At 43.5% G+C, this 16,009-nt stretch carries 14 protein-coding genes and 1 pseudogene; 11 read left to right on the top strand and 4 right to left on the bottom strand.

Annotated elements, in window-relative coordinates; genetic code table 11:
* Positions 1 to 6 precede the first annotated feature (6 nt).
* Positions 7 to 1,023, top strand: a complete 1,017-nt coding sequence (gene ansA / locus AB6E51_RS19430; protein ID WP_048611533.1) for an asparaginase — start codon at positions 7 to 9, stop codon at positions 1,021 to 1,023.
* 143 nt (positions 1,024 to 1,166) lie between these two features.
* Here the strand turns inward: ansA and AB6E51_RS19425 are convergent, their stop codons facing one another.
* On the bottom strand, positions 1,167 to 1,448 hold the full coding sequence (locus tag AB6E51_RS19425; protein ID WP_081230086.1) for a YeaC family protein: 282 nt from the start codon (positions 1,446 to 1,448) through the stop codon (positions 1,167 to 1,169).
* Between the two features lie 113 nt (positions 1,449 to 1,561).
* Here AB6E51_RS19425 and AB6E51_RS19420 point away from each other — a divergent pair, with 113 nt between their 5' ends.
* Positions 1,562 to 2,368 carry a DUF2989 domain-containing protein gene (locus AB6E51_RS19420; protein ID WP_017059380.1) on the top strand — a complete coding sequence of 269 codons (807 nt, stop codon included), beginning with the start codon at positions 1,562 to 1,564 and terminating at the stop codon, positions 2,366 to 2,368.
* Positions 2,369 to 2,543: 175 nt separating this feature from the next.
* Here AB6E51_RS19420 and msrB read toward each other — a convergent pair whose 3' ends face one another.
* A complete protein-coding gene (gene msrB / locus AB6E51_RS19415; RefSeq protein ID WP_080582205.1) occupies positions 2,544 to 2,981 on the bottom strand; it encodes a peptide-methionine (R)-S-oxide reductase MsrB in 438 nt (145 codons plus the stop codon).
* Between the two features lie 319 nt (positions 2,982 to 3,300).
* Between msrB and gap the strand changes: the two genes are divergently transcribed.
* The 9 genes and pseudogenes from gap (at position 3,301) to AB6E51_RS19370 (ending at position 12,538) form a co-directional block, all read left to right on the top strand.
* Entirely contained in the window at positions 3,301 to 4,296 is a 996-nt protein-coding gene (gene gap / locus AB6E51_RS19410; protein ID WP_017059382.1) for a type I glyceraldehyde-3-phosphate dehydrogenase, read from the top strand.
* Between the two features lie 242 nt (positions 4,297 to 4,538).
* Positions 4,539 to 5,423, top strand: a complete 885-nt coding sequence (locus AB6E51_RS19405; RefSeq protein WP_372058206.1) for a D-hexose-6-phosphate mutarotase — start codon at positions 4,539 to 4,541, stop codon at positions 5,421 to 5,423.
* Positions 5,424 to 5,534: 111 nt separating this feature from the next.
* Positions 5,535 to 6,344, top strand: coding sequence for a 23S rRNA (guanine(745)-N(1))-methyltransferase (gene rlmA, locus AB6E51_RS19400; RefSeq protein WP_372058207.1), 810 nt, complete (start codon positions 5,535 to 5,537; stop codon positions 6,342 to 6,344).
* 81 nt (positions 6,345 to 6,425) lie between these two features.
* Positions 6,426 to 7,379: a ChaN family lipoprotein gene (locus AB6E51_RS19395; RefSeq protein WP_017059385.1), complete on the top strand. Its 954-nt coding sequence runs from the start codon at positions 6,426 to 6,428 to the stop codon at positions 7,377 to 7,379.
* A 275-nt stretch (positions 7,380 to 7,654) separates the two neighbouring features.
* Complete coding sequence (locus AB6E51_RS19390) at positions 7,655 to 8,008, top strand: hypothetical protein (RefSeq protein WP_017059386.1); 354 nt, start codon at positions 7,655 to 7,657, stop codon at positions 8,006 to 8,008.
* Between the two features lie 122 nt (positions 8,009 to 8,130).
* On the top strand, positions 8,131 to 10,017 hold the full coding sequence (locus AB6E51_RS19385) for a BCCT family transporter (RefSeq protein WP_017063436.1): 1,887 nt from the start codon (positions 8,131 to 8,133) through the stop codon (positions 10,015 to 10,017).
* Between the two features lie 1,301 nt (positions 10,018 to 11,318).
* The gene (locus AB6E51_RS19380) at positions 11,319 to 11,702 is read left to right on the top strand and encodes a hypothetical protein (RefSeq protein ID WP_372058208.1); all 384 of its coding nucleotides are present in this window, start codon (positions 11,319 to 11,321) and stop codon (positions 11,700 to 11,702) included.
* Between the two features lie 239 nt (positions 11,703 to 11,941).
* Positions 11,942 to 12,073: pseudogene (locus tag AB6E51_RS19375) on the top strand (type IV toxin-antitoxin system AbiEi family antitoxin domain-containing protein); the annotation flags it as partial.
* A 36-nt stretch (positions 12,074 to 12,109) separates the two neighbouring features.
* Complete coding sequence (locus AB6E51_RS19370; protein ID WP_372058230.1) at positions 12,110 to 12,538, top strand: transcriptional regulator; 429 nt, start codon at positions 12,110 to 12,112, stop codon at positions 12,536 to 12,538.
* Between the two features lie 212 nt (positions 12,539 to 12,750).
* On the opposite strand, the gene AB6E51_RS19365 is transcribed toward AB6E51_RS19370, so the two are convergent.
* Together AB6E51_RS19365 and AB6E51_RS19360 are read right to left on the bottom strand one after the other, a co-directional pair.
* Complete coding sequence (locus AB6E51_RS19365; protein ID WP_372058209.1) at positions 12,751 to 14,202, bottom strand: UvrD-helicase domain-containing protein; 1,452 nt, start codon at positions 14,200 to 14,202, stop codon at positions 12,751 to 12,753.
* Positions 14,199 to 15,908: an ATP-dependent endonuclease gene (locus AB6E51_RS19360; RefSeq protein ID WP_372058210.1), complete on the bottom strand. Its 1,710-nt coding sequence runs from the start codon at positions 15,906 to 15,908 to the stop codon at positions 14,199 to 14,201. Before AB6E51_RS19360 ends, AB6E51_RS19365 begins: the two co-directional genes overlap by 4 nt.
* Positions 15,909 to 16,009: the final 101 nt, after the last annotated feature.

The raw sequence follows: 16,009 nt of genomic DNA, 5'->3' as shown, positions 1-16,009 counted from the left end.
ATCGCCATGGAAAGAAAACACATCTATATCGCGTACACCGGCGGCACAATTGGCATGCAGAAGTCTATTGACCACGGCTATGTTCCTGTCGCAGGTTTCATGGATAAGCAGCTAGCTGGCATGCCTGAATTCCATCGCCCAGAGATGCCTGAGTACACCATTCACGAATACTCTCCATTAATGGACTCTTCAGATATGACGCCACTTGATTGGCAGACTATCGCTGATGACATTCGCGCGAACTACGATAAGTACGATGGTTTCGTTATCCTGCATGGCACAGACACTATGGCTTACACTGCCTCAGCACTGTCTTTCATGCTTGAAAACCTCGGCAAACCTGTGATTGTTACGGGCTCTCAGATCCCATTAGCAGAGCTTCGTTCAGACGGACAAGCAAACCTGCTGAATGCGCTACACATTGCGGCAAACTACCCAATCAACGAAGTGACACTGTTCTTCAACAACAAGTTGATGCGTGGTAACCGAAGCACTAAATCACACGCAGATGGCTTCAATGCGTTTACGTCTCCAAACCTGAATCCTTTGCTAGAAGCGGGTATCAATATCCAACTTAGCAATAACGTAAAGGTAAACGAACAACCTGAAGGTGCTTTCAAGGTTCATAACATTACTCCGCAACCTATCGGCGTAATCACAATGTACCCAGGCATCTCACACGAAGTTATCCGTAACACGCTATTACAACCTGTTAACGCGATGATTCTGCTTACTTTTGGTGTGGGTAACGCACCACAAAACCCAGAACTGCTTCAGCACCTGAAAGATGCCTCAGAGCGCGGTGTGATTGTTGTGAACCTAACTCAATGTTTGGCTGGCAAAGTCAACATGGGTGGTTACGCGACAGGTTGTGCACTAGCAGAAGCGGGCGTTGTCAGTGGTTACGATATGACACCAGAAGCGGCACTGGCGAAATTGCATTATCTATTAAGCCAAAACCTAGGCTACGAAGAAGTGAAGACTCAGATGCAACAAGTGTTGCGCGGTGAGATGAGCTTATAACCGGTTCAAGGATTCACGTTAAACCCAATTATTCTATGAAAGTAACGGCGGCTTAACGTAAACTAAATCGTTTTATTGCTTATAAATAAACGAGTTAAACTAAAAGGGGTGGCACATTGCCACCCCTTTGTTGTAATTTAAGCTTAATGATTCGGGTTAACCCTAACAATGTCTTCTTGATCTGACTTAAACTGTTTCTTTAGTTCAGACTTAGATTTAAAGCTAATCTCACCACCAGCTGCAATCGTCATATGTTGAGCTTCAGAGTTATGTTTAGATTGATATAACATAACCGCTTGCATACACGAGTCGCGCTGTTCTTTTGAGAGCACCGTACCTTCTGGCCATTTACCCGTTTCAACTGCGTAGGTTAAACGTTCGTAGACCTCGGGTGTCATTGCGCTAAGAAGTTGTTCTGCATCCATGGTAAAGCCTTAGTTTTAACAATTTTCACCAGAAAATAACCCGTAACAGAATTGAGTCAAGAACCTGACCAATAATAAGTGCATCTGATCACAAGTGAAGGAATATGAAAATTATGAAATGGTTGGCGATTAGCCTATTGCCTTTCACTCTGGTTGGGTGTCTTGAAGGGAACAAAAATACCGATCAACTGTGCCAAAGCAACCCGGGTCTTCAGTGTGAACAATTGAACATGAACGATGGGCAATGTCGTGTCGCACGTACCGACCTCATCTGGCATCGATTTGAAGTTCAGAAGCAACCCACCGAAATCAACAAAATTAAAGAATTCGAATTAGTCACTGCCTACAAAAAGTGCCTAGAGCTCGCGGCACAGATCGAAACGATCGATCAATCTAAGCTGCAAGAGCGTCGCTTTACCTCTTTAATGCACAGTATCGAAGAGTCTGAGCGCATTGTTGATGAGCTATCGAAATCTGATACACCGGAAACGCTTTACTTCTTGTGGTCGCAAACTGGGGACACCAATGCCAGACGCAGTTTCCTACAACTAGAAGGCTCTGAAGCGTTAAACACAGCTGAGATGCAATATGCCTTGGCAACCTTCTATACCACCCGCAATCATATAAAGACACTTAAGCTACTCAATAATGCGCTAACGCTTTCTAATGGCTCGGTAGCCAACACTGAAATCTTCAAGTCGATGGCCAGTATCAACCACAGCCTGGGACATATGGAAAAAGCGTACGTTTGGGCAATGGTTGCCAAAGACTTTGACGTGCCGATTGCTTCTGAAGCCGAGCTCACGGTGTTGTACCATTTCGACAAGGCAACCTATAAGAAGCTAAATAAAGACGCAGATAACATCGTCGAAGCGATTGAGGATGGAATTTACAGCCCTTCAATCGTCCCGAGTTACTGATCGCTTCATTTATAGTGTTCTTACTTAAGCTTCTTATTCACCTGCTTTCAAATAAAAACAGCTACCTTTTTGGTAGCTGTTTTTATTTGTACTAGAGTTAAATCTGAAATCTTGGGCGTTTCAGCATTCCTAAATCGACAAATGCGACCTGTAAGGATTAGACAATAGTTACAAGTTATTTCGTACTTTCGTCATTTTTGTTGAAAATTAACGACACTGAATTAACACAGAACCGTTCACCTGTGGTCTTCGGGCCATCTGGAAAAACGTGACCTAAATGGCTATCACAGGCGGTACAACGGATCTCTACACGCTTCATTCCGTGACTTAGATCTTCTATATAGCGTACTGCTTCATCATTCACTGGGGCATCAAAGCTTGGCCAACCACACCCAGAGTCATATTTGTTATCCGACAGAAACAAAGGGCTTTCACAGCATGTGCAGCTATAGACGCCAGTCTTATGGTTGTGCAGTAACTTGCCGCTATATGGGGCTTCAGTACCACGCTCACGACACACTGAAAATTCGTCGTCCGTTAGGCGCTCACGCCAGTATTCATCAGGCTTTATCATATTTCCTCCCTTTTGAATCACGTTAATATCTCTCCACATTCTCAGTTATTATATTTACTTTTTTCTATAAAGGCTTGCATATGAGTCGTTTTGTAGCACATACTTTCTCACCAGGAAACATTGTACATATACACTCATAAGTGAATCATCATTTAGGGGTATTTTACCCAACTGGAAGGGTACAGAGCCACTTGCAATGGTCAATTTTCAATCACTTACACCCAATTGTTAAGAAAAGCGTCGCTTTTTTTTGACATTAAACAAGTTAAGTCGGATTATCTATTGCAGATGTATACTGGATTCTGTAATTTTACTACCAGTTATCTTTAATCAGAAATTAAGTTGTGGAGCAACTACAATGACTATCAAAGTAGGTATTAACGGTTTTGGCCGTATCGGCCGTTTCGTATTCCGCGCAGCTCAAGAGCGTGCAGACATCGAAGTAGTAGGTATTAACGATCTAATCGACGTAGAGTACATGGCATACATGCTTAAGTACGACTCAACTCACGGCCGTTTCAACGGTACTGTTGAAGTTGAAGGCGGTAACCTAATCGTTAACGGTAAAACTGTACGTGTTACAGCTGAGCGTAACCCAGAAGACCTTAAGTGGGATGCTATCGACGTAGACGTAGTTGCTGAAGCAACTGGTCTTTTCCTAACTGACGAGACTGCACGTAAGCACATCACTGCTGGCGCTAAGAAAGTAGTTCTTACTGGTCCTTCTAAAGATGCAACTCCAATGTTCGTAATGGGCGTTAACCAAGCATCTTACGCTGGTCAAGACATCGTTTCTAACGCTTCTTGTACTACTAACTGTCTTGCACCTATCGCTAAAGTACTTAACGATAAGTGGGGCATTGAGTCTGGTCTTATGACTACAGTTCACGCTACTACAGCAACTCAAAAAACTGTAGATGGCCCTTCTGCTAAAGACTGGCGCGGTGGCCGTGGTGCTTCTCAAAACATCATCCCATCTTCAACTGGTGCTGCTAAAGCTGTAGGCGTTGTTCTTCCAGAACTAAACGGCCTTCTAACTGGTATGGCTTTCCGTGTACCAACTGCTAACGTATCTGTAGTTGACCTAACAGTTAACCTAAAAGAAGCTGCATCTTACGAAGAAATTTGTGCTGCAATGAAAGAAGCTTCTGAAGGCGAAATGGCTGGCGTTCTTGGTTACACTGAAGACCAAGTAGTATCACAAGATTTCATCGGTGAAGTTCAAACTTCAGTATTCGATGCTAAAGCTGGTGTTGCTCTAACTGACAAATTCGTTAAAGTTGTATCTTGGTACGACAACGAAATCGGTTACTCAAACAAAGTTCTAGACCTAATCGCTCACATCTCTAAGTAATTTCTTTTTAGAAATCGCTTTAGATAAGCATTAGCGAAGACTGTTTTGAGCAGACTTTGAAAAAGGCGACCTTAGTGTCGCCTTTTTAATGCCTGCTATCTTTTAAACCGCGTCTGTCTAAGCTCATCAAGATAGCCCAAACGCAAAATTCAATTCTAATACTGACTCTGCTTGTTACTCATGAAAACACAAGCATCACTCTAGTCAGCATTTGAATTCAATTTCCTTAGAAGGATCATGTAATGGATTTATCTACTCTACCTGCACTGGCGGTACTTTCTGACAACGTCACTATCGTTGAACACGAAGGTGTAAAACTGGTTCGCGTTATCCACGATAAAGCAAACGCAGCGATTTCACTGTTTGGCGGCCATGTGGTGTCATTCCAACCGCAAGGTCAAGAAGACCTAATTTGGATGAGCCAACAAGCTAAGTTCGATGGTAAAACGGCTCTGCGTGGTGGTATTCCAGTATGTTGGCCTTGGTTTGGTCGCATTGCAGCACCAGCACATGGTTTTGCCCGTTCAAGTGAATGGCAATTGGTTGAACACCGTGAAAGCGAAGCTGGTGTGATTGTTAGCTTAGGTCTGAAGCCAAGCGAAGAGACGCTAGCAGTATGGCCTCATCAGTTTGATGCTCGCTTGAATGTTGAGATCGGCGAACAACTAAAAGTAACGCTGGACGTGAAGAACACTGATTCTCAGCCATGGACTTTCTCTGGTGCACTACACACTTACCTAAACGTTGGCGATATCCACAACACAACCACCACTGGTATGGGTGCTGAGTACATTGATAGCCTGCAAGGTGGCAAGAACTGCCAAGGTGGATCTGAACTGGTACTGACCGACACGATTGACCGCGTTTACACGCAACCAGAAGCGCAAATCTTTGTTGCTGACAAGAAGCTGGATCGCACGCTAACAGTTGAAAACCACGGTCATAACTCTGCAGTACTGTGGAACCCGTGGGCAGAAGGCGCTGCAAGTATGGGCGACATGCAAGACGATGGTTACCTAACTATGATGTGCATAGAATCAACACTGCACGCGCCAAGCCTAGAAGCCGGTAAAACACTCCGGCCGGGTGAAAACCACCAACTGATCACTGTGATTAGTGCCCAATAACCGTATAAATACAGTTATAAAAAACGATTTTTGAGCGGCTTTATGTCGCTCTTTTACTTTTTGGTTTTAGCTCGTTACACTTGCGCTGTCTATTCTCCTTTAGAGGTCTCCATGACTTACCAATGCCCTTTGTGTCACCAACCTTTATCTCAAAACGATCGTACGTTTAAGTGTGAAAAGAACCATCAGTTCGACCTAGCGAAAGAAGGCTACGTCAATTTGATGCCTGCGCACCACAAACGCTCAAAAGATCCAGGTGACAACAAAGAGATGATGCAGGCACGTCGTCGCTTCCTTGAAGGTAACCACTATGACCCAATGCGCCAAGCGGTGGTGACGTTGTGTTCTCGCTATCTACCAGAAGAGACGCCTAGCCTATTGGATATTGGTTGTGGCGAAGGTTATTACACCAACGAAATTGCTGTGAATCTTCAAGAAAAGAAAGGGGCTACTTTTGGCCTAGACATTTCTAAGATTGCTATCAAATACGCCGCTAAACGCTACCCTGCTGTCGACTTCTCAGTTGCATCAAGCCATCGCCTACCCTTTGCTGAAAACAGCTTAGACGGAATTCTACGCATTTACGCGCCTTGCAAGGCTGAAGAGTTACAACGCACCATCAAAGATAATGGTGTGGTGATCACCGTGACACCAGCTAGCCGACACCTGTATCAACTGCGTGATGCAATTTATGATGGCGTTCGCTTGCACGACGAAGATCCAGAAGTGATCGAAGGTTTTACGCTTGAGCATCAAGAGCAACTAAACTATATGATGGAACTATCGGGGTCAGATGCATTCGACCTGCTACAGATGACGCCGTTTGCTTGGAAGGCGAGTGAAGAGTTTAAACTACAACTCACCGAGGCAGAGCAATTCAACTGTGAAGCTGACTTTATGCTGCGAGTGTACCGCAAATAAATTTAATTGATATTGATTATCGTTTGCATTGAAATCTTATCTTGCCTCCTTTAGTATGCGTGTTCTTCAAGGAGGCATTTCATGCAACGTATTATTCTTATCGGATTAGCTACTCTTCTCACGGCTTGTGCTAGTCAACCTGCAAAAGACACTTCTCAAAAAGTGGCTCAAACGGAATCCGTTTCCACATTCTATGACTACCAGTTCGCTTCTCCACAAGGCGAAACACTTTCTCTCGATGCATTACCCGAGCAGCTGATTGACGCTGATGTGGTTCTAATTGGCGAATGGCACACGCATTCTGCCATTCACCGCTTCCAAACCGACTTCTTAAAAGCGCGCCGCAACGCAACATCAAACATTGCGCTTTCAATGGAACAGTTCACTCGAGAGCACCAAGCCACACTTGACCAATACTTAAACGGCGAAATTGGCGAACAAATTCTCATGTCTCAAGCGGCAGCTTGGCCAAATTACGAAAGTGATTACCGCGCGTTAGTTGAGTTCGCAAAAGCCAACGACGTCGATGTTATTGCGGCAAATGCACCAAAGCCATTCGTGCAGTGTATTGGCCGTAAAGGATTGCCTTACCTAGACCAATTATCGACCGAGCAACGCCAATGGATTGCTGCCGAAGTGGATACTGGCGATAGCCCTTACAAAGAAAAGTTCATGGCTTCTATGCATCACGGTACGCCAGAGCAAACAGAAAAGCAGTTTGCCGCTCAGGTTACCTGGGACGAAACCATGGCTGAGTCGATTGTGGATTACCTAGCATCAAACCCTGATAAACAAGTGATTCACGTGGCTGGCAAGTTCCACACCGAGGGTGGTTTAGGGACGGCGGCATCAATTCTACGTCGTAACCCTGATTTAAAAATCGCCATCATCAGCCCGGTTGAAGCGATCTCATCGGATAGCGGTGATTATCAGCTTGAAGTGCTTTCGCCGCCGGCTCGCTTTGTAAAAAAAGAGAACCGAATGAAGGCATACAAGCATCTGTCAAAACGTAGCGCTAGCCTAGAGTGTGAGTAGGATCTGTTGATCCACTCTTCTAAGCTAAAGAGTCGATGGGCTAATCCTAGATAATTAGCCCATCGTCACAACTTGATCACGTTCCCGTCATTCATCCTAACTCTATCTAAAATCAAACATTCTTATCGGCACAAGACTTGCTTAGTAAATAGACGATTTAACCAAGCAGACGAAAATGTAATGTGCGAATAAAAAACATCACTATCGATGATTAATTGCACAAGTTTTTCACACCTCTGCCGATACTATATTTAAGGATAGGTAAGGAGAGCTATATGACGCCAGTAGGAACGAGTAATACTCAGCTGTATTCGCCTTCGCAGATGAACGCTAAGAGTTCAGCTAACGAAGCTGAAAAGCCGACACCGCTTAAGGTTGAGCAAAATACGGTTAGGCTTTCTGATGAAGGCAAAGCACTCTTATCTGCCCTAAAAGAAATTGATAAAGAAGCGAAGAAAGTCGAAGCAGAAAACGCGACAGTTACCGATAAAGTTGAGTCATTCGCTCATGGTGCCTTGGGTATGGATCACCCAGATAAGATTGAAGAAGAAGATGATGGTTCTTATTCAGCGGGGCAATACCTGTCCGCAGCGGCAACCGTAGGCGGTATTCTTCTCGCACTCATTTAGCCTTGCCAACCTATCGCATTCTCTAGAATAAAAGCGATTTATCGTTACGACAATAGACCCGATTAGGTCTAAAAAACGAGTTCATTCCATAATTCCGCTCTCATTTTAATGGAATAATACTCGTGAAAAACACTTTTGAGCTTATCGATAAGCCAACCTTTTTTGGTGCTATAGCACTCCTACTCACGATAGTTTTCCCGCTCATTTTGTTCCCTGCACAGGGCGCAGACTGGATTGCGGTTGCGAAAACATTCATGACTGATCAACTCGGATTCCTGTATCTTGCTCTAGGTCTCGCAGCCTGTGCATTTATGGTGTACGTAGTATTCAGTGATATGGGACAAATTAAACTGGGCGAAGCTGATGAAGAGCCTGAGTTTAAAACTGCATCATGGGCTGCCATGCTATTTTGTGGCGGTATCGGTGCAAGTATCTTGTATTGGGGCTGTATTGAGTGGGCTTACTACTACCAATCACCGCCTTTCCAACTAGAACCTGGCAGTGAAGAAGCAGTACGCTGGGCTGCGACCTACGGCCTATTCCACTGGGGACCAATCGCATGGTCTATCTACCTAATCCCGGCAATTCCTATCGCTTACTTCTTCTACGTACGTAAACAACCTGTTCTAAAGATTTCAAGCGCATTAATGCCTGTTCTTGGTGAACACCGTAGTAAAGGCGTACCAGGAAAGATCGTTGATATCCTATTCATTTTCGGTCTATTAGGCGGCGCTGCAACAACATTAGGTTTAGCCGCTCCTCTGATCACTGAAGGTCTAAATCACCTATTTGGTCTACCTAAAAATAACCTAACGCAAGTGATGGTGCTTTTAGTGTGTACTGCGATTTTTGCTTACTCATCTTATGCTGGATTGGAAAAAGGCATCAAGATCCTAAGTAACATCAACTTCTGGGGTGCGATGGGTCTACTGGCTTTCGTTCTGATCGCGGGTCCAACAATCTTCATGTTAGAAACAGGCTTAGACTCAATTGGTCGTCTACTGTCTAACTTCTTCGTGATGGCAACGTGGGCTGAACCATTTGGTGGTTACGGTACATTCGAAAACACTCACTTCCCACAAGACTGGACGATTTTCTACTGGGCATGGTGGCTAGTATTTGCACCGAGTATGGGTCTGTTTGTTGCGCGTATCTCTCGCGGCAGAACCATCAAACAAATGGTGTCAGGGTCGATCTTCTTTGGTTCTCTAGGTTGTTTCCTGTTCTTCATGATCTTAGGTAACTACGGCCTATCACTGCAGCTTTCTGGTGAGCTAGATGTCGTTGCCATTTTGAATGCGGAAGGCGCAACCAAAGCTATCTTCTCGATGCTTGCACAATTGCCAATGAGCACGCTGGTTATCGCTGTATTTACAATGCTGTGTATCATTTTCACGGCAACAACATTTGACTCTATCTCATACATCCTAGCGTCTGTTGTACAAAATAACGTGACCGAAGAGCCAATGCGCTGGAACCGTATGTTCTGGGCATTTACTCTGTCGTTCTTACCAACGATTCTAATGTTCTTAGGCGGTCTAAGTACGCTACAAACGGCGGCGATTGTTGGTGGCTTACCACTGCTTGCTATCTCTGTGATGCTGATGATTTCAGCGGTTCGTGCGACTAACCTCGACCTACGCCATCAAGATGCGTATATCGAGCCAACGATCAACATCGAAGAACTGCCAGACATGGACCCTTGGTCTGCTGAAGGTATGGCGTTGGCTCAGTTTGAGAAAGAAAGAGATGCAGCACAAGAAGCCGCAGAACTTGAGCGTGTTGCTTACACAGAACTTGCCGCAGTGAAGAAAGAAATTCGCGCTTATGTGTTAGAACAAGGTTCACAAATGGAAACTCACGAGTTACCAGAGAACCTACAACAAGCACTTGAGCAGGCCGAGAGTAATCTTAGTGCCGCACAAGCGAAAAAGATCGAGTTATCTGAGCAAGCTCAGAATGCTCGTATCACGTTCAATCAGGTGGTTGCAGACTTACCGCTTGCTTGACATTAGCCATGACACAGTCCATTGATTTGGACTCTCCTAAATACGACAAAGGCTCACAGAAATGTGAGCCTTTTTTTATTCGGGTGATTGACTAGTCTTCGTTAACTAGCGGTTCGGGTGGTTCAAAAGGTTCAATAATTAACTTTTATTTTTATGAATCATGAGAGAGACCAGCAATACCAACGGGCTAATGAACTTCTCAACAAAAGCCCCTTTCTTTAGGCAAAACCTGAGAAAACCACCCCGAAATTCTCAACTACACCATTAAGTCGAACAAAGCATTTCTCGGCATTTGGGTGTTATCAAGCGCTCTGCGATATAAGCAAGCAATCCTCGGTTGCATCATAGATGCTTCTCATGCAACCGCAACTCCACGTAAGAAGCTTTTGGACATTTCTTATTTAGCTCTTTCCTCAATTCAACCTAAATATCTGCATGATCTGAACGGAAGATAACAATAGTTCATCATAATTCACTATGAGATGATGAATTCACCATGTAGTGATAAATTGTGGTGAATAGCCACGCAACTTCACTGGTTAGAAAAATAGGTCAAATACTCATCCCTGAAAGTGGTCACATTTAGCTACATAGGACAGTTGCCCATCAACTTCGAACGAAGACTAATCAAAAATTATGAGTGCTCCGTCTTTTAGCACCACGTAGTACCCGCAGTGTAGATAAATGCCAACTACATAACTACTTGCAGGTATGTCATACCACGTACCAAGCCCGTCACTTTCAGCCGACCATGCAACTAAGCCTAGAAGCTTGACTCGCCTGTGGTTGAGGCATAGACCAGCATCTATTGAACCTAAGTAGGGGGGGGGAAGTGTCTCTCTCCATCCCGTAGAAGCGCTGGAATACAGTCTCCAGTGATCGCTGACTTACCTACGATGCCTGATGGGGTCAGAGTTATTAGTCGATAGTTGTGTCTGTAGCGAATTGAGATCATTGAACACGCAACAATTTACCCCTATCATACTGTATAAGAATACAGTCTTTTATGGAGATTTGCGTGGTGAATTTTGACATGATGCTGGCTGCCAAAGCCGACGCTTTAGGGGTTTCTAGTGACCGAATTCTGTGGGTTATAGCTAGGCGTGTAGTTAACGGTGACATCGACCCTGATGACGACCAGCTCAGTATTTTGCTAGCTCTGACGAAGGAGGACGTCACAAATGATTGAGAGAAACATGGCGGCCGCCCTTGACTGTGATGATAGACTAATGCACGCAATGATGTTCGACCCGCTAAACTGGTGAGCAAGCTGTATCATTTGTAACTCAAGAGGTGTCAGTATGTCTAAGAGGCTGAACAAAAATACGTCTGTAACGCTAGCAAAAGCCGTGATGAAGTTGTTTGGCTACTGGCATATCTCACGTACTACTCAGTGTTCGCTGCTCGGTATAGGCCTAACGAACAGCAACAGGTTACGAGCAATGGAGGCTGGGACTACAGGTATCCCTAAGGGGCGGGATTCACACGAGCGAGTTATCAACCTATTGGCGATCCACAAACACCTAAGCATGCTCTACCCGTATAATCCAGAAATCAAATATGGCTGGGTAAATATGCGCAATGCAAAACTCGATGGGTTTACTCCGATGGAGGTCATGGTGAGCGCGGGTTTTGTCGGTATATCAAAAATAAGGCACTCTCTGAACATGAGCTACCAGAGGTGAAGCCAACTAAATTGGTAGTTCAAAGCACATTTAGCCACGCTCAAAATTTCGATACTACACAGCACTACGTTTTTACATACCCCCAATAGAAAACGAACTTTAAACCCGTGTCAGGAAAGAGATTCGTCAAAGCAGAAAACCTGACTGATACCAAGGCTAAATTCCGTTAAAGGGAAAGTAGAAAATGATACGTTTTGCCATATAATGAATACAAAGTATGACAAAACGTATCGACCAGCATGAAGCCATCACATCTAGCAAAGCTCAAAGAACTATCCATATTTACGACCTCGGACGCAGCAAAATTCAACATAACGCGTGCCGCCCTATCTCGCGCTGTGGAAAAGGGTCACATAGAAAAACTACAGAGAGGACTCTACGGTTATATAGGTCGAGAAGAGTCTGAGATGCATTCTTTTGCAGAAGTCAGTGCCAGAGCGAAAAATGGTGTTATCTGCCTTCTATCGGCTCTCAGATACCACAACCTCACCACACAAGCACCTTTCCAACTATGGCTCTGCATCAAAAAGGATGATAGAGCACCCAAGATTGACTATCCAAGCATTCGAATTGTTCGCAACAGGGAGACTGAGGACTATGGAGTTATCTCAACACAAGTTGATGGTGTCCCTGTTTTGGTTACGGACGTTGAACGGACGATTGTTGATTGCTTTAAGTTCCGCAACAAGATCGGTATTGATGTTGCGATTGAAGCACTTACAGAAGCAAAACGAGCCAACAAACTAGATCAGGGGAAGCTCTGGAAGTATGCTAAGCGTTGCAGAATGACAAATATAATGATGCCCTACATGGAGACGCTAAGTTCCAATGGTTAAACTAAATCTTGCCACATCCTAACTGTGTATTTAGCAGCATCAAAGGCTCAATGCGATTGGAACGACTGATACCCATCATGACCCATCTATCAATAATCACTTTGTTAGCTCTAGCCAGCATAACGTATTCTAATATTCACTTTTTGTCGCTCGCATATAAAATTTCTATAAAACAATACCTTGAAGTGAGAGCATAGAACTTTCTTTTAAATTTATTTCACAAAGTTTTCTTCGTTTTTGTGGTTTGGAAGATTTGGGTTTAACACTTCAAACCCAATAGATTCAAGGCTTTTAACAATGTCATCGTGGTTGTATTTGTTGCCAAGTAAATCCATGTCGACTGCAACAACAAGCTCTGACTCAGCCCTCGTTAATGCAACGTAAACAATATTCCAAGTCTTGTTGAACTTGGTTACAGCATCCTGCATTAAGCATTTGAAAATCGCTGGTGTTAAGACTAATACACAGACCTTAGACTCTAAGCCCTTAGTGCGCTGGATGCTGCTTATTGTGTACTTAGCCGAATTGTCCTTGGATGAACTATATTGCTCAGCAGATCGGCAAAGATTTTTGAACAACTCTTTTTCATACGGAATTTCGAGCTTGGCAAGAAATTTACGTATGGAACTGTTGTTGTCATTTTTGGACAACAAAGATGCAAAGAAACGCTGTAATGAATATATCACCACCCCTTCTTCGTATTCGGGGAATTTTACTGTAAGTAGCTCTTCTACCTCAGGGTCAAACTCGGGTAGTGATCCTGCTTGTTTCGTTGAGTAGTTACCTTCTTTTCTGAAGATGCTAACTAAACTTCCATTCTCAATGTGATGGCTAAATACAGCGTCATAATGGTCATCTTCTGTAGTGATGTATGTGAGGCGTCCTTCAACTTCAGACAAGCTGATCTGCTCTTGCCCTTTGGGGCAGAAGGTATTTGATAGATCAAGAATCCTCTGTGGAACCCTACGAGATGTCGTGATATTCGGCAGCACTTTTACTTTTTTGTTGGCTTTGTTATTTGCTAACCAACCTTTGAAATCTTCTGGATAATCAATTGCTTGCTTGGGATCGCCTACCATGTAAATATCAGCAGAATTCTCGCCGATTTTTTGAAAAGCTTTAAGAGCGGTTTCGTCAAGATCCTGAGCTTCATCAAGGAAAATCTTGTCGATCGCACTGCTTAGGAGTTTATGAACTTTCCTAACTTTAGATTTCTTCTTCTGACTGTTGTGTTTTGAATAGTTTTCATCGACAACTCTCCATGCCGCAGAATATGTTTCATCGACATGTATTACCCCAATTTTCTTTAGCCTTGAAATGGTGCTCTTAGTTTCTCTTTGTTTTTTCTCAGCAGACTTTCCAGCAGGAAAGTTTGAGAACGTTTTGCATTGTGAAGAGGTAGTGTGTACTTCATTTAAAACAAAAGGAGAGTAAGGGTAAATGACCTCATTCAATAGAAACGTGTGAACTGTGCAAACCACGATATTGTCTGGCAAGTATCCTAATTGTCTGATAATCGCTTGAGAAATGTTCTGCGTGGCATTGTTGGTATAAGTAATCGCAAAGATTTTCTTATGCGATGTTGAGTCGTAGTGCGCGATGATCTTCTCAGCCAGACTATAAGTCTTACCTGCGCCAGCTCCAGCTATCTGAATTTCAATCATTTCATGAAATCCAAGGCTTCTTGAATGTGCTTGGGTAACGAGATCGGATCTTTGTTCTCTTCATCTAAGATGGAGTCAGCTATCCTGAGCATCCTTTCAGCTTTGCTTTTCTTCAGGAACTCAGCCATATCACCAGAGGTTTTGTACTTTTTCTTGAAAAGTGCGTTCAAGCGGCCAAGGTTTCCATCAGCCTCTGCAAGATCATCTTCGAGCGTATATTTGGTAGTGGTTCTTACTCGAATATTGTCGTTATCAGTATCGTATTTTTGATGCTTATCTTTGGTTGAGTCATTGTCATCATAATCTCGAATTATGCTTAACTTCTTCTTAGTATTGCCTTTGTTGACTTGTAGCCAAACGTCCATGAAAGTTGTAAAGCCCGTTTGCTCAATAGAAATAACTTCAAGACTGCTTACATTTTCGTTATTTCGATAGAGGATAGCGTTAATCAGCATCTCTTCCGTAGTGCCTTCAACGAGAACTGTCTTGTTGCTCAGCAGTAGTTTTAGAATGTCGAAGTTTGGTCGCTTACGAAGGTAGTTAGTAAGATTTTTCTTACTATCAATTAGGTGGATCGCATTATTTCCAGATAGGACGATCACGTTGGTTAGCTCAAGTTTATTGATGACCAGTGGACTATGGGAGCTAATTAGCGTTTGTAGAGACGAGCCGCCTTTTTGTGTGCTTTTGTATATAAAGTCAGTTGCGAAGCGGAGGTTGTTGACGCTGAGGTGTGCTTCAGGTTCTTCGATACAGCATAGGTTAAGTGCATTCTTGTTGCCGCTAAAGAACTCAAATAATAGGTAGATGTACACGAGGTTACGATATCCAAGACCACGCTGATACAGATAGCTTTCACCTGACTTCAGAGTAATGTTGGATAGGATGCTTTTTAAATTAGGCAGGTTCGGGATACATTCAAGCTTATCAACAATCTCGTCGAAGAAGTTCTCGAAGTCTGGATCAGGTGTAACGATTTTTGTGAATGTCTCGGTGTTTTCGATTGCATCGAAAAAAGAAGTGTATGCGCTGTTAATCTTGGCTTTGTCAGAATCTTCGAGAGCGGAAATCAACATCTTGGTCAGGATGTCGTTTGATTTCTGAGTGTTACTTTCGGCAAAGTCATCACGCTCAGCGTTGATCGAGTTGATGCCTATAAGTCTTAAATCAGAATAGCTAACCCTTAACCCATTGTTGCTTTGTGTTATGTCGTAGTCGTACAGCTCAATTGGCAGGTTGAACCAGCGTGTATCTTTTATGTCCCCGATACCGTCAAGTAGCTCCTTGGCAGCCTTAACAAATTGCTCTGTATCTTTGGGCTTGAAGTCGTAACGAATCTTGTAGCTATCGTCGGCTTCTTCTCCGATTATCCACTTGCCAATAACGCCTTCTTCAATAATGTTCTTTGGCTCAGTAAACTCTACCTCAACTCGAACCTTAGGAATCAATAGCTTGATCTCATCATCGTCCTTACCGTTGATGATCGCTTGGTAAAACTCTTTGATTGCTTCGCGGTTGATATCCGATACTGAGAGACGTTTCTTATTAAAGCTAATGTCGTTGTTGTTAAGTGGCAAGGCAAGAGCATCGAATAGGTTAGTTTTACCTGCTTCGTTTTCACCAATAATTACGGTTAGTGGTGAAAATTTGATCTCGAAGTTTTTGAAGGCTCGATAGTTTTCAATTTCGACTGTACGAATGTACATTTATCTTCCATGTAGTTATTGTTTGTTATCATTTTCATTAAGTTAACATCAAACAATGTAGGCTGAAACAAACTTAGACGAAAAAACAGCCCCTAATCAAA

It is taken from the genome of Vibrio sp. 10N.247.311.47 (assembly GCF_041467535.1).
GTDB lineage: Bacteria > Pseudomonadota > Gammaproteobacteria > Enterobacterales > Vibrionaceae > Vibrio > Vibrio crassostreae_C.
The sequence above is the reverse complement of the archived record's forward strand: the minus strand, read 5'-3'. Positions and strand labels throughout refer to the sequence as shown.

Coding starts and splice junctions, on each gene's coding strand:
- ansA (WP_048611533.1), top strand. CDS start 7: ATGGAAAGAAAACACATCTATATCGCGTACACCGGCGGCACAATTGGC.
- AB6E51_RS19425 (WP_081230086.1), bottom strand. CDS start 1,448: ATGGATGCAGAACAACTTCTTAGCGCAATGACACCCGAGGTCTACGAA.
- AB6E51_RS19420 (WP_017059380.1), top strand. CDS start 1,562: ATGAAATGGTTGGCGATTAGCCTATTGCCTTTCACTCTGGTTGGGTGT.
- msrB (WP_080582205.1), bottom strand. CDS start 2,981: ATGTGGAGAGATATTAACGTGATTCAAAAGGGAGGAAATATGATAAAG.
- gap (WP_017059382.1), top strand. CDS start 3,301: ATGACTATCAAAGTAGGTATTAACGGTTTTGGCCGTATCGGCCGTTTC.
- AB6E51_RS19405 (WP_372058206.1), top strand. CDS start 4,539: ATGGATTTATCTACTCTACCTGCACTGGCGGTACTTTCTGACAACGTC.
- rlmA (WP_372058207.1), top strand. CDS start 5,535: ATGACTTACCAATGCCCTTTGTGTCACCAACCTTTATCTCAAAACGAT.
- AB6E51_RS19395 (WP_017059385.1), top strand. CDS start 6,426: ATGCAACGTATTATTCTTATCGGATTAGCTACTCTTCTCACGGCTTGT.
- AB6E51_RS19390 (WP_017059386.1), top strand. CDS start 7,655: ATGACGCCAGTAGGAACGAGTAATACTCAGCTGTATTCGCCTTCGCAG.
- AB6E51_RS19380 (WP_372058208.1), top strand. CDS start 11,319: ATGTCTAAGAGGCTGAACAAAAATACGTCTGTAACGCTAGCAAAAGCC.
- AB6E51_RS19370 (WP_372058230.1), top strand. CDS start 12,110: ATGCATTCTTTTGCAGAAGTCAGTGCCAGAGCGAAAAATGGTGTTATC.
- AB6E51_RS19365 (WP_372058209.1), bottom strand. CDS start 14,202: ATGATTGAAATTCAGATAGCTGGAGCTGGCGCAGGTAAGACTTATAGT.
- AB6E51_RS19360 (WP_372058210.1), bottom strand. CDS start 15,908: ATGTACATTCGTACAGTCGAAATTGAAAACTATCGAGCCTTCAAAAAC.